Origin of the sequence: Ureibacillus manganicus DSM 26584, from assembly GCF_000772945.1 — a bacterium.
GTDB lineage: Bacteria > Bacillota > Bacilli > Bacillales_A > Planococcaceae > Ureibacillus > Ureibacillus manganicus.
Genome location: NZ_JPVN01000029.1, coordinates 26,079 through 39,898, shown reverse-complemented (window position 1 = coordinate 39,898; position 13,820 = coordinate 26,079). Strand labels below are relative to the sequence as shown.

Annotated in this window: 15 protein-coding genes; 11 read left to right on the top strand and 4 right to left on the bottom strand. The window is 33.9% G+C overall.

Annotation, left to right across the window (positions count from 1 at the left end):
• Window positions 1-74: 74 nt before the first annotated feature.
• Entirely contained in the window at window positions 75-1,454 is a 1,380-nt protein-coding gene (locus tag CD29_RS16940) for an FAD-dependent oxidoreductase (protein WP_036189574.1), read from the bottom strand.
• A gap of 124 nt (window positions 1,455-1,578) precedes the next feature.
• On the opposite strand from CD29_RS16940, the gene CD29_RS16935 reads away from it, so the two are divergent.
• The 9 genes from CD29_RS16935 to CD29_RS16895 all read left to right on the top strand — a co-directional run bounded on the left by CD29_RS16935 (window position 1,579) and on the right by CD29_RS16895 (window position 7,575).
• Complete coding sequence (locus CD29_RS16935) at window positions 1,579-2,229, top strand: DsbA family oxidoreductase (RefSeq protein ID WP_052124229.1); 651 nt, start codon at window positions 1,579-1,581, stop codon at window positions 2,227-2,229.
• Window positions 2,230-2,564: 335 nt separating this feature from the next.
• Window positions 2,565-2,837, top strand: coding sequence for a winged helix-turn-helix transcriptional regulator (locus CD29_RS16930; protein ID WP_408056633.1), 273 nt, complete (start codon window positions 2,565-2,567; stop codon window positions 2,835-2,837).
• 77 nt (window positions 2,838-2,914) lie between these two features.
• Window positions 2,915-3,826 carry a UDP-N-acetylmuramate dehydrogenase gene (gene murB, locus CD29_RS16925; protein WP_036189567.1) on the top strand — a complete coding sequence of 304 codons (912 nt, stop codon included), beginning with the start codon at window positions 2,915-2,917 and terminating at the stop codon, window positions 3,824-3,826.
• Between the two features lie 69 nt (window positions 3,827-3,895).
• Window positions 3,896-4,663 carry an exodeoxyribonuclease III gene (locus tag CD29_RS16920; RefSeq protein WP_036189564.1) on the top strand — a complete coding sequence of 256 codons (768 nt, stop codon included), beginning with the start codon at window positions 3,896-3,898 and terminating at the stop codon, window positions 4,661-4,663.
• A 92-nt stretch (window positions 4,664-4,755) separates the two neighbouring features.
• Window positions 4,756-5,043 (top strand): late competence development ComFB family protein, encoded by a 288-nt coding sequence (locus tag CD29_RS16915; protein ID WP_036189561.1) that lies wholly within the window; start codon window positions 4,756-4,758, stop codon window positions 5,041-5,043.
• A 198-nt stretch (window positions 5,044-5,241) separates the two neighbouring features.
• A complete protein-coding gene (gene mntR / locus CD29_RS16910) occupies window positions 5,242-5,658 on the top strand; it encodes a transcriptional regulator MntR (RefSeq protein WP_036189558.1) in 417 nt (138 codons plus the stop codon).
• Window positions 5,659-5,684: 26 nt separating this feature from the next.
• Window positions 5,685-6,539, top strand: coding sequence for a CvfB family protein (locus CD29_RS16905; protein ID WP_036189555.1), 855 nt, complete (start codon window positions 5,685-5,687; stop codon window positions 6,537-6,539).
• Between the two features lie 55 nt (window positions 6,540-6,594).
• Complete coding sequence (locus CD29_RS16900) at window positions 6,595-6,876, top strand: GNAT family N-acetyltransferase (protein WP_036189552.1); 282 nt, start codon at window positions 6,595-6,597, stop codon at window positions 6,874-6,876.
• 402 nt (window positions 6,877-7,278) lie between these two features.
• On the top strand, window positions 7,279-7,575 hold the full coding sequence (locus tag CD29_RS16895) for a hypothetical protein (protein ID WP_036189549.1): 297 nt from the start codon (window positions 7,279-7,281) through the stop codon (window positions 7,573-7,575).
• A gap of 72 nt (window positions 7,576-7,647) precedes the next feature.
• Here the strand turns inward: CD29_RS16895 and CD29_RS16890 are convergent, their stop codons facing one another.
• The 3 genes from CD29_RS16890 to CD29_RS16880 form a co-directional block, all read right to left on the bottom strand.
• Window positions 7,648-8,829 (bottom strand): MFS transporter, encoded by a 1,182-nt coding sequence (locus tag CD29_RS16890; protein ID WP_052124228.1) that lies wholly within the window; start codon window positions 8,827-8,829, stop codon window positions 7,648-7,650.
• Between the two features lie 174 nt (window positions 8,830-9,003).
• Window positions 9,004-10,524, bottom strand: coding sequence for a succinate CoA transferase (locus CD29_RS16885; RefSeq protein WP_036189546.1), 1,521 nt, complete (start codon window positions 10,522-10,524; stop codon window positions 9,004-9,006).
• 277 nt (window positions 10,525-10,801) lie between these two features.
• Entirely contained in the window at window positions 10,802-11,452 is a 651-nt protein-coding gene (locus CD29_RS16880) for a LytTR family DNA-binding domain-containing protein (protein WP_036189543.1), read from the bottom strand.
• A gap of 491 nt (window positions 11,453-11,943) precedes the next feature.
• On the opposite strand from CD29_RS16880, the gene CD29_RS16875 reads away from it, so the two are divergent.
• Together CD29_RS16875 and yidC are read left to right on the top strand one after the other, a co-directional pair.
• On the top strand, window positions 11,944-12,735 hold the full coding sequence (locus CD29_RS16875) for a helix-turn-helix transcriptional regulator (protein ID WP_036189540.1): 792 nt from the start codon (window positions 11,944-11,946) through the stop codon (window positions 12,733-12,735).
• A gap of 242 nt (window positions 12,736-12,977) precedes the next feature.
• Window positions 12,978-13,739 carry a membrane protein insertase YidC gene (yidC, locus tag CD29_RS16870; RefSeq protein ID WP_036189537.1) on the top strand — a complete coding sequence of 254 codons (762 nt, stop codon included), beginning with the start codon at window positions 12,978-12,980 and terminating at the stop codon, window positions 13,737-13,739.
• The last annotated feature ends 81 nt before the right edge of the window (window positions 13,740-13,820 follow it).

Genomic DNA, 13,820 nt, shown 5'->3' with positions numbered 1-13,820 from the left:
AAGGTCTTCAAAATGAAAAGCATTTTGATGACCTTTTGTCGACAATCTGGGCGACTCAAAATGAGTCGCTCTTTTTATGACTTTAAATCTAGTGGATATACAGCAGGTCCCTCAATTACATTTCCGAATTTGTCAAAACGAGATCCGTGACATGGACAATCCCACGTTTCATCGCCGTCGTTCCATCGTGTTCTACAACCTAAATGAGTACATTTTGGTGCATCTAATCGAGTTATATAACCATCTGCTAAATTTGCAACCGTAAAACCGATTAAATTAAGCATTCTTAACATTGTACTTCCAAACTGATTCCGTGCAGGATTATATATATCTGAAGCAGGATGTGGTTCCTTTAAAATAGCACTTGTAATAATTTCACCTGCAACAAGAGAGTTGGAGAGTCCCCATTTACGATATCCAGTTGCTATATAGACATTTGGCTCATTTTCTGTAATTGGCCCTACATACGGTAGGGAATCGGCTGTATCTGGATCTTGAGCACTCCATAAAAATTCAGGTTTTGATAAGTCAAATTTTGATACAACCTCATTTTGTAATACTTCATAATAGGATTGTGTATCTTCAATTGTACCTGCCTTATGGGAGCTACCACCATATATAAAATAAGGCTGATTATTAATTAGTGCGGTACGTATTGTCCTAGAAGGAGTATCTACTGAGATATATTGTCCTTTTAGCATTTCTGATGTTTTTGTTGCTGTTAAATAAGATCTTTCTACAGAAAGTTTGGCAAGTTGAAGCCCTTTTACTGCTTCTATTGGGTAATGAGTTGCTAATACGAGATGGTTGAAGGATACTTGTAAATCATCATCAACATATACTGCTTTTTCATCAATTGCCACTTTAGTCACTCGGGAATTTACATATAGATTAGCCCCTTCTTTTATCGCAAGTTTTGCATAGTGTAAAGCAAAATTTGTTGGATGAATTTGGAATGTATTAGGTAGGTTAATGCTTGAAAGCACATCGAAAGGTAACTCCGTTTCTAGAGTTTCGTAACCAGGAATTTTAAGAGTCTTATAAGCTTCAGCCTCATCATCTAAAGTCTTTTTACCTTGCTCAGTTGTGGCAAATACATAGGAATCAACCTTTTGATATAAATCAATGGATGCATTTTGTAAGGCTGCCTCTATTGCACTTACATTGGCATCATAATAAATTCGTGCCTCATCCTCTGAAAATGCCCCTAATAGCTTACTGAAAACTGCATCATGTTGAGGTGTTAGTTTGCCAGTAGAATGTCCGGTAGTTGCAATACCTACTGAAGAATTCCCTTCAAGCAGTACAACGTTAACCCCTTTTTTTGCTAATAGATAGGCAGTGTAAATTCCTGTTAAACCACCTCCCACAATACAAACATCGCAATTTAAAGAAGTGGATAGTTTATTTAATGTTAATTTTTCAATTCCAGCTAACCATAGTGAATTTTGCATAAGGACCTCCAAAGCAGTTGTTTTTTACAAGTATCGGTAAATTATGCAGACATTATTCAAATGAGCAGTATTATTGAACATTATGAATTAGATTCGTAAAATGAGGTGAAAAGGGGGCAAAATGATGAAAGTAGAAGTTTGGTCAGATTATGTATGTCCATTTTGTTATATTGGAAAAAGACAGCTTGAAAAGGCAATTAAAGACTCAGGATATGAAGGACAAATAGAAGTAGAATATAAAAGTTTCTTATTAGATCCAACAACACCGGTAGATACAGAAGAACCCGTTATTTCTTCCTTAGCAAAAAAGTATCAAGTGTCGGAAGAACAAGCAAAAAATATGACTGAAAATGTAGCAACACGTGCAAAAGAAGTTGGTTTAGATTATGACTTTGACCAGATGAAAACTGCGAATACTGTTGCTGCTCACCGTTTGGCTAAATGGGCAGAAACAAAAGGGCAAGGTCATGAAATGAGCGAACGATTGTTAAAAGCCTATTTCCTCGAAGGAGAAGCTATTGGTAAGAGTGATGTATTATTAAGACTTGTCGAGGAACTCGGGCTAAACAAGGCAGAGGCAAAGGAAATATTAGATGGTAATCAGTTTAAAGGCGATGTGGAGAAGGATATCTTTGAAGCACAGCAGTTAGGTGTTCGTGGAGTACCTTTCTTCGTATTTGATAATAAGTACGGAATATCTGGTGCACAACCTCAGGCTTTATTCGAACAAACAATTGAGCAAGCAGCTAGTGAAGCGGGACTGAAACATAAATAAAAATCAATAGTGACAACGTAGGTTCTCCGCTTTGATGACCATTGAAACATTAAATGCATATAATATCTTATCTTTGGAATCCCCCTGATTTAATCAAGGGGGATTTAAATTTACGTATTCATTCAGCAGAAAACATATTTGATAAAATTCAATGAAAATATAGGCACAAGATTGGTTATAATGATAAAATGATTATATAGTTACTTTTCGTAAGTAGATATAGAATGATACAGTTAACTTATTCAAATAGACATTTATAACGATACACTACAACATTAGATTAGAGGTGTTTCTTGTTGAAAGAAATATGCATTTGTCCAAGATTGGCTAAGGCAATGGATCTCTTAGGTAAACGGTGGACAACATTAATTTTATATCAGTTATTGGAAGGTCCACAAAGATTTAACGAGATTGAATCGTCTTTACCGATAAGTGGTCGATTATTATCAGAACGCTTAAAGGAATTGGAGAAAGAAGGCATTGTGGAAAGGGAAGTCTTTTCAGAAGTGCCTATTCGTGTTGAATATTCATTGACTGAAAAAGGCCGTGCACTCGAAGGAGCGATTCGAGAAGTCGAAAATTGGTCAAAAAAATGGATAAACAAGTGAGTATAGCCACTTGCCAAAAAGCTTTTCATTTCCCATACTAAGTATGACGTATTTGATTTAGAAAGGATTTTTCAATGATGACTATGCAAAAATGGGCTAAAGATTTAGCCCAAATAGTGAATCCAAATAATATTAAGACCAATGAATTATTAAAAAAATACACGATGACAAAACTCGGAGGGGCTGCCGATGTGTTTGTTATGCCAGAAACAGAAAAAGAAGCACAAGCTGTTGTTAAATATGCATATGATTCCAATATTCCGCTTTTGATGCTTGGAAACGGTTCAAACATGGTTGTACGTGATGGTGGTGTTAGAGGAATTGTCATTACGTTTGCAAACTTAGATGAAATTCGAGTGGAAGGTACTCGTATTTATGCACAAAGCGGTGCATTAATTAAAGACGTTTCTAAAATTGCTGCGAACAAATGTCTAACCGGATTTGAATTTGCGTGTGGAATCCCAGGCTCGGTAGGTGGAGCAATGGCGATGAACGCGGGAGCTTACGGTGGGGAAATTAAGGATATCATTATTTCATCAACAGTCTTAACAAAAGAAGGAGAAATTCTTGTCTTATCTAAAGATGAATTAGATTTAAGGTATAGACATAGCATTATTTCTCAAGAAGGTTATTATGTACTTTCTTCTCTATTTCAACTTGAAGAAGGGGACAAAGCAGAAATTGATGAGAAAATTGCTGATTTAACATTCAAAAGGGAATCAAAACAACCTTTAGAATACCCTTCTGCAGGTAGTGTATTTAAAAGACCACCTGGATACTTTGCAGGAAAACTTATTCAAGATAGTGGTTTGCAAGGTAAAGGTGTTGGTGGTGCAGAGGTTTCTACAAAACATGCTGGGTTTATTATTAATAAAGGTGATGCTACAGCATCTGACTATATTCAAACAATTGAAATGGTGAGAAATGTAGTAAAAGATAAATACGGTGTTGACTTAGAACTTGAAGTTAAAATTGTTGGGGAAGATTAGTACAATAGAAAGCGCCAATCGTGAAAAGAGCACGTGGCGCTTTATTTTTTTATACATAAGGAGAATATGATGAAGTTTATATCTTGGAATGTAAATGGTATTCGAGCATGCCTGACAAAAGGATTTTTAAATTACTTTCATGAAGTGGATGCTGATTTTTTCTGTATTCAAGAAACAAAATGTCAAGATGGACAAGTACAACTTGACTTGGAAGGTTACGAACAATTTTGGAATTATGCAGAGAAGAAAGGCTATTCGGGAACTGCGATATTTACAAAACACAGGCCGAAAAATGTGCGATATGGCGTTGGAGTTGAAGAAGATGAAATGGAAGGAAGAATTATAACTTTAGAATACGAACAGTTCTACTTGGTCAATGTTTACACACCTAATTCCCAAAGAGATTTAGCAAGACTTAAATTTAGACTGGAGTGGGAAGATAAATTAAAAGAATACTTATTAAGTCTAAATGTTGAAAAACCAGTAATCTATTGTGGAGACTTAAATGTAGCACATACTGAAATTGACTTAAAAAATGCAAAATCCAATATAGGAAATTCAGGTTTTACATATGAAGAACGTGGGAAAATGTCAGAATTATTGTCGTCCGGGTTTACCGATTCATTTCGTTTTCTCTACCCTGAAAAGACAGATTCTTATACTTGGTGGTCTTACATGAATAAAGTTAGGGAAAGGAACATTGGATGGAGAATCGACTATTTTATTGTTTCTAATGCTTTAAGCGAACTAATAAAAGAAGCATCAATCCATTCGGAAGTCTTCGGAAGCGATCATTGTCCAATACTTTTAGACATAGAATTGAATATGTTAAGGTGAAAACTTTAATACTGTAACATATAAATTGTCATTTTAGTTGTTGATCTAGATGTTTTATCACACACAAAAACAACGATGGAGAAAAAAACATAATGACACAACCAATATTAGTGAATGTAACAGAAGAAATAGTTCGCGGACTCGTTAGATTTCTATTGTTTGGACCAGAGTATCAAACGTTTTGCCATTGTGGACGTTGTGAATTGAATATTGTAGCAAATGCATTGAATAAACTTCCTTCAAATTATGTTTCATCTGTTTTGCAAAGGGATGAAGTTTTTAAAAGGTTAAACAATCCTATATATATAAGTATTGTTAACAAGGAAATTATTCATGCAATACATTTAGTTGGCAAAAAGCCAGGTCATTCAAAGAATTGACTTCAGCGGTGCAGAATTCATGTCTAGGCTGACTCAGAAACAGAGAGTCGGCTTTTTCTAACTATTAGGTTTAGGTAATAAACCACTGAAACAGTATTTTAGGGGGAGCATTCGCTTAGTTGTTCTTGTTAATTGTTACCTTTTCAGGTGAGCTTGTAGTAAACTTAATAGTAAGATGTTGAAAGTGAGGGGTCGCTAATGCCTACACCTAGTATGGAAGACCATATTGAACAAATCTATTTACTTATTGAAACAAAAGGATATGCTAGGGTGTCTGACATAGCAGAAGCATTATCAGTCTTACCTTCCTCAGTAACAAAGATGGTCCAAAAATTAGACAAAGATGGCTATTTAATCTATGAAAAATATAGAGGATTGACACTAACATCAAAGGGTGAACGACTAGGTAAAAGATTAGTAAAAAGACATGATTTACTAGAACAATTTTTGAGGCTAATCGGTGTAGACGAAGAAAAGATTTATGAGGATGTTGAAGGTATTGAACACCATTTAAGTTGGAATTCTATAGATAGAATCGCTGACTTAGTGCAACTTCTAGAAGAAGATCCAACCGTCATAAAAAAGCTAGAAGATATAAAGGCAAATAACCAGTAACAAATGTTAAAACGAAAGGAATAACTATGGAAGAACTTAAATCAGGACAAGTTGTTGAATTAACTGTATTAGAAGAACAAGGATCACGATTATTATTAACAAATGGAGATTTAGAAATCCCACTTAATATTTCAGAACTGACAGAATCATTTTCAAGAGGAGATCGTTTAAAAGTATTTCTTTTCGCTGATCGCAGAGGAAACTTGCAAGCAACGACTGCTATTCCGGAGATTGTACAAGGAGAGTACGGTTGGGCTCGTGTAATAAAAGTTACTAATGAAGGTGCCTTTGTAGATATTGGTACTTCTAAGGAAGTATTAGTTAAAGCTGAGGACTTACCGCAAATTCGAGATGTCTGGCCAGAAGTAGGAGATCATTTATATTTAACTCTTCGTACAGATCGAAATGGAGATTTGTTTGGCCGATTAGTAACTGAAGAAAAGGTAAATGATATTTTTGAAGGCGCATTTGACGATTTACACAATAAAAACTTAGTAGCTCGACCTTATCGCTTATTACCAGTGGGTGCTTTTTTATTAGGCGTAGAAATCCCTTATCGTATATTTGTTCATAATTCAGAAATGGAAAGTGAACCGAGATTAGGACAAGATGTTACAATACGTGTCATTGCTGTGAAAGAGGATGGTTCCTTAAATGGATCGTTGCTTCCGAGAAAACATGAAAGGCTAAGTACGGATGCTGAACAAATTCTGGATTACTTACAAAGTGTTGGAGGTAAAATGCCATTTGGTGATAAATCAACACCAGAAGAAATAACAGAAATGTTTCATATGAGTAAAGGTGCTTTTAAACGTGCATTAGGCACCCTAATGAAATCAGGTATTGTAAAACAACAAGATGGATGGACAGAATTGCAATAATCAGTAAAATTTGATTTATGTTTTGAAGATTTACACAAAGGGGAGGAGTTAACAGATGGAATTCACGTTAAAAGAATTGAGCTCAGAGAATTTCGCATTTGAGTACATTAAGGATGGAGAAAAATTAGCTGAGATTGAGTGGATACAAAGAGGGGACATTATGGTAATGAACCATACGTTTGTATCTGATGTATTAAGGGGTCAAGGAATTGCTAAAAAGCTTTTAGATAAAGCTTCTGAGTATGCAAGAGAGAATAACTACAAAATGGAAGCTGTTTGCTCGTATGTTGTACAAGTATTTAATAAAAGTAATGAATACGATGATGTGAAAGCATAATTGTTAGTGTGTAGATGTGAAGGATACATCTACACACTTTTCTTTTATAGTAATTGGAATGTATAGAGTATATATAGTAGTAAATTAGTAGATTTAAAGTTGTAAAAAGAGATAGACAAACACAGTTAAAATTATTGCGCCAACAAAATAGGAGATAATATCCATCCAATCATAGTAAAGTTCCTGATTCTTCATGTAGTCCACCCTCCATTTTTTAAAAAATCGAATACTACTAATCTATTAAAAACATCAGATAAATAGAACGAAAAAGCAATAAAATACAAAAAGAGACATAATTAGTGAAGAATTTTTATTCTACAGAAAAAAGGACAATTTCATGGGAGTATAAAAAGAAATAAAAAGGTGAAATTAATATATATAGAATTTTTGGAGGGGATAAAATTGGCGAAAATGAAGGGAAAAGGCGTAGTTTTAACAGCATTAGCTGCCGGAGTTGCAACATTTTTGAGTAAAAAGGAAAATCGTGATAAAACGATGGAAATGATAAGTTCGTTCAGATCAAAAGCTATGAATAAAAAGAACTTTAACAATTTTGTTTCAGAAAATGATTCACTAAAGGAACTAGCTGAAACAGCAGCAAGTGTGAATGACACAAGTATAAGAGGAAACAACTTCATCGGAGAAGGTGGGGGACAAACTGCCCTTTCCTACTATAATCATAAGCAAGATAGATCATAAATAAAAGTCGACAACTATGCACAATGTTGTCGACTTTTTTTCCATGACTTCAGTAATCTATTCTCAAAAACATTAATTCATTCTATTTGGATCAAGTTGTGTTTTTCTAACATTTTTTCGATTACCAATTAAAGCTACTAATGAGAATGCAAGTAAAATAACACCTGTTAATACAAAGCCTTCTTGAATGCTTAATGGAAGTCCGCCTATTAACATAGATCCTACTACAACCCCAAATGAGAAGAATGCGTAGAAATAACCATAAGCTTTTCCTCGGTTTTCTGCAGAAGTGGAGTCTATTAATAATGAATTGATAGAGGGGAATAAGAACCCAAAACCAACTCCATAACAAGCTAGTGCTAAATATAAATAAATCATATCTACTGAAATACTTAATAAAATTTGGCTAATGCCCATTAACGAAATGCCAAAAGCTAATGTGTAGACTGGAGCGATTTTATCAAATAAACGATTTGTTGGTAATAAGAAAACAAGTACAGCTACAATACCAAAAGTGCTTAATAATGTACCTGTAACTTTAGAATCAAAGCCTAACTCTTGCACTCTCAAAGGTAATAAATACGCAATAACACCTTGTGAAAACATTAGGAAGAACGCGCCAGTAAAAGCTTTAACTAACATGGAGTTTTTGAAAAATCCACCAATGACACCTGTAGAGTTCTGTAGTTTATCTTCTTTCTTACTAGTTTTAGAAATAGTGATTTTTCTTAGGGTAAATAGTGCTAATATGCCGAGAAAAAGCATGAATATTGACGTAATGCTAAATACTGAAGGTACACTAATACGACTTGCAAGAATTCCACTAAATGCAGGACCTGCAATAGCTGCAATCCCGACAAATGCCCCTGATACAGCGCTTCTCTTACCACGTTTGTCTTTTTCTGTAATATTCGCTAAATAAGTAAATGCAGCTGGGACAATTAAACCAGCAACAAGTCCATGAACAAAGCGAACGATAATTAAAATAATGGGTTCATGTATAAGATGATAGAGTAAAAGAGATATACCTGTAGTAAATAAGCCAGTAATTAATACAAAGAAGGGTCCCTTTCGATCGGTCCAAAACCCAGAGATGATATTCCCAAATGTATTAGAAAAGGAATACATACCAACGGCCAATCCTATGACGAATGTTGATGCTCCAACGGATTCAGCAAATGTACTCATAATTGGTAGTTGAGTAAATAAATCAAAAAACGACAAAAAGATTATCGCATAGATTAAATACCGCATGGAACAACCTCCCATTTGATAATAATGCACATTAATATATTATCATATTTAAAGGTGTATTTGAAATATATGTTTCAGTAGTCAAACTTACATTTAAAAAATAGAAATTAAGATGAATAGTGTAAATAAAAAAAGAACGGTAAAATCAAATATATGATTTTACCGTTTTGATAATTAAGCGTTAGCTGTTTCTTTTTTCATTGTTTTGTTTTTAGCAAGGTTCACATGCCAAGATAAAGCTTCTTCTAAAATATGTGGTGTTTGTGAATTGCCTGTTGCTTCAACTGCGCGGTTGTAGTAATCGCGTAATTGCTCTTTATAATCAGGATGTACACAGTTTTCGATAATTAGTGCTGCACGCTCTTTTGGAGCTAATCCACGTAAGTCAGCAATACCTTGTTCTGTAACAATTACGTCAACATCATGTTCTGTATGGTCTACGTGAGATACCATTGGAACGATTGACGAAATAGCTCCGCCTTTAGCGTATGATTTTGTTACGAAAATACCAAGACGAGCGTTACGAGCGAAGTCACCAGAACCACCGATACCGTTCATCATTTTAGTACCACTAACATGTGTAGAGTTTACGTTACCGTAAATGTCTAACTCAAGTGCAGTATTGATAGAGATTAACCCCATACGACGGATTAACTCTGGATGGTTTGAAATCTCTTGTGGACGTAAGCATAATTTGTCTGCATATTTCTCAAGGTTTCCATAAACTTTTTTCTGTAATTCTTCAGAAAGAGTAATAGACGTTGCTGCAGCAAAACTTACTTTACCAGCATCAATTAAGTTGAACACTGCATCTTGAAGTACTTCAGATGCTACAACTAAATCTTCAAATTCAGAGTCTGCAAAGCCGTCTAATACTGCGTTTGCAACTGATCCAACACCAGATTGTAAAGGCATTAATTTGTTTGTTAAGCGACCAGCATTAATTTCTGAACGGAAGAAATCAAGTAAAAGGTTTGCCATTGTTTGTGTTTCTTCATCTGGCGGTACGATTAATGATGGAGCATCTGGTTCTTCAGAAACTACAATTGCTTTAATTTTCGCAGGATCTACTTTAATACCAACTTCACCAATACGTTGTTTTGGATTAGTCATGTTGATTGGTTCACGTTCACCCTGTGGTGCTGGAACATAAATATCATGAATTCCGATAAGCGACTCTGGGTGAGATACGTTTAATTCTACAATAATATTTTCTGCATATTCAGCAAAGATAGGTGAGTTACCTACAGAAGTTGTAGGGATGATCATACCATCTTCAGTAATTGCAGTTGCTTCTAAAATTAAGTAGCTAATAGGGCCAATGATTCCTTGGCGAACTAATTCTGCGTTATGAGACAAATGAGCATCTACATATAAAACATCACCAGTGTTAATTTGGTTACGAATCATTGGGTCTGCAATGAAAGGTCCACGTTTACGAATAGCACCAGCTTCAGCTAAATACTTGTCCACTTCTGGTCCAAGTGATGCTCCTGTATATACATCAATTTTAATTTCTTCATTTTTAGCTCTTTCTACTAATGCCATTGGAACAACTTTAGCGTCACCAGCACGTGTGAAACCACTCATACCGACAACCGCACCATTTGGAATAAGTGCTGCTGCTTCTTCTGCTGTAACAATCTTTTCAGACAAATTTTTTAGTCCTAAGCGTTTTTCGACTCTTGGATCCATTTTAAAATCCCCCTTTTGCTATATAGGAAAAGCATAAACTGTACACTATATTAAGTGCAATACAATATAAATCTTATATTCTTATAGTAACACCAAAATGTCACAAAATCTTCAATAATTTTATGAAAGTGCTTAATTACCGTTTCAGAAAGAAAAAACCAGTAAAAATGACGGAATAGAAGGGGTTGATCGAAATTTGTCGAATAGCAAAAACATAAAAAAATACAAAGCAACTTTAAAACGTGGTTCAAAAGTCGCTTTGTAGATATAATATTATTTAGAATCCTAAAGAACGTCGGAAATAACTTGCGTATCTTTGGCTAACAGGAATTCGAGTTCCATCCTTCATGATAAGTAGGAATGTAGAATGTGAATCAGGTTGAATTTCTTCAATGAAATCAATATTTACAATGTAAGAACGATGGCAACGTATAAATGAGTCTGGAGCTAAGAAAAGTTCTAGGTCACTTAAATTTAAACGGTGGTAACCTTCCCGATGCATCGTTTTTACAAACGTTTTACGCAATTGGGTTTCAAGATAAATGACTTCGTTATGTTTAATAGGGTACCAACAATCATCAATCTTAATTGTTATATAATTAGTTAAAAATGGAGAAGGCTTTTGTGGGAAAATGGCAGTAATTGCACCCTTCGTTTCACCTTCTTCAATAAGAGGAATACTCATTCCATAATACGGAACGCCAAAAACGTCTGGTTCAATATAAGTATTAATTTTTTGGCCATATGTAAGTGCTTTATATGCTGCAGATCCCTCTTTAATAGGATCACCAGGCTTGATTTTTAAATCTACTTTCTTGCTTGGCTGATAGTACAAATATTCATTTGTATCAGAGATTGCGATTGATGTGTTTTCAGGGAAGAAATCTTTTATGACATCCATGATTTCTTCAATTTGTTTTGGATCCACTATATTACACCTCTTCATAATTAAATAAGTATAAATTCATATTACTACATATTTGATAAAATGAAAAAGAGAAGATTGTGGAATAATTAAGAAATATTGATGCAATTAATATTAGAAGTTCAATAATGAGATTAAACATGTTAATATCTTTACATATTTTTACACGGCATAAAATTATTATTATTATACAAAACATATTTTATTTAAGATTAATAATAGTTTTCTAATAGAAATTGATTGCACCTAAAATAGAGTTGAAAAAAAAACTCAAAATATGGTAATATTCACATTAGATTAAAATATTACTTTATACATATTTAAAAAGAGAATCTATTAAGTTTTTGCATATCATACTCATTCAATACTAAATAATAATATTTTATAGTAGGAAAGATAATTTCCTCATACCTTTATTCGTTTAAAGTAAATTAAATAACCAAATTATGTAAAAAATTAATGCGAGTGCATTCTGAAGAAAGATGGGGTAATTTATGCAGCATCAACATTCAATATCAGAAACAATATCTAAAAGGTACTTTCAAGAAATTGATGGTATTAATCAATATAGCGGATTAGAAGATTTTTTTAATATTGAATCCAAGCTGTTGTTTGAAATCTTTCATCTAGAATCAGCAAAGGCAAAGCAGTCATTACATGAAATTATTGATATCCTATCCATTCGTTTTGGGAAACAAGTAATAAAAATTGTTCGTGGATATTTTATCAATCTGTCTTCAATCGTAGCACGAAAATTATTAGATAACCAAGTGCCTGCGAAGAAAGCGTTTGCTTTTAACTATGCATGTGCCGATATGATAGAAAACAAGATGAAAGATGCTGAGTTCTTACAATTTGCAGACGAGTTAATTGAATTTTATGTAGATTTCATCGCAGATCGTAAACAACCGACGTTTAAGCATCAAACAGTTAATAAAGTAATTATGTACATAAATGACGAATTAGAAAATGACTTAACAGTAGAAAGTATTGCCAGTAAGTTTCACATTAGCACAAGTCACCTATCCCGTATTTTTAGAGAACACGTAGGCATCACTTTAGTTGAATATTTAAATGTTCGTAGAGTAGAAGAATCACAATATTACTTAAGACATACTAACAAAAGTATAACCTCTATATCCGAACAGTTTCATTTCTGCAATCAAAGTTACTTCACACGTATATTCAAAAAATATACTGGGGTAACTCCGAAACATTTCAGAGATGAATTGCACCATGATTTCTATCGATTTGATATCAACGAAGTTGAATATGAGTCTGTCTAACTTCAAATATGTTAAATTAGCCAACTTTTATAAGTGGTTAGAACATATAATTTCAGGATGTTTGTGTTTTCAGCCTTTCATAAGCTATCGGCAGTCACAAATACTCAAAGTCAAGTTATTTTAAAATTGCAGGGAATTAATAATATGAAGAATTCTTTTCATAAAAGCACACCTGCTAATTGTATTTTTTATATTAGGTACTGTATACTTCAACATAGTAAAAATATATAGTGGGTGGATTAATGAAAAAACTACTGTTATTCTCTATGCTTGGTGCATTATTGTTAGTTTTAACAGGATGTCAAGCGGTTGAAAATCAAGAAGGATTCTTTTATGATATTTTTGTTAAACCAATGGATTTTTTACTAGATTACCTTGGTGCGCTTTTTGGTGGAAGTTATGGCTTAGCAATCATTGCAATCACTGTTGCAATACGCTTAATATTAATGCCGCCAATGCTTAAAAATTACCGTAGACAGGCCTTAATGAAGTCCAAAATGGATATTGTTAAGCCTAAAATGGATGAAGTTCAAGCGAAATTGAAAGCAGCAAAAACAAAAGAAGAACAAATGGCAATTCAGCAAGAGATGCTTGCTCTTTATCGCGAGCATAATATTAACCCTTTTAATATGGGTTGTTTACCTATTGTGATTCAAATGCCAATTATCATGGGATTATACTTTGCGATTCTTTATTCTCCAGATGTGAAAAGCCATGAGTTTTTATGGTTTAATCTTGGTACTCCAGATTTATTAATGACTGCAGTTGCTGGTGTTGTGTACTTTGTTCAAGCTCAAGTTTCATTATGGACTGTTCCTGAAGCTCAGAAAAAGCAAATGAAATTGATGATCTATATTTCGCCGATTATGATTGTTATTATCTCCATTTCTTCTATGGCTGCTTTACCACTATATTGGTCAGTCAGCGGGATATTATTAATTATTCAAACGTATATTGGAAGAAAATTTTACTCTGATATTCCTGAAAATGTTGTGGCAAAATAAGATGAAGGACCTGGTGAGAAAATTCACTCAGGTCTTTTTTTTTTATAATTAGTTTGTAGTTGGCTTTGAAGATATTATTAC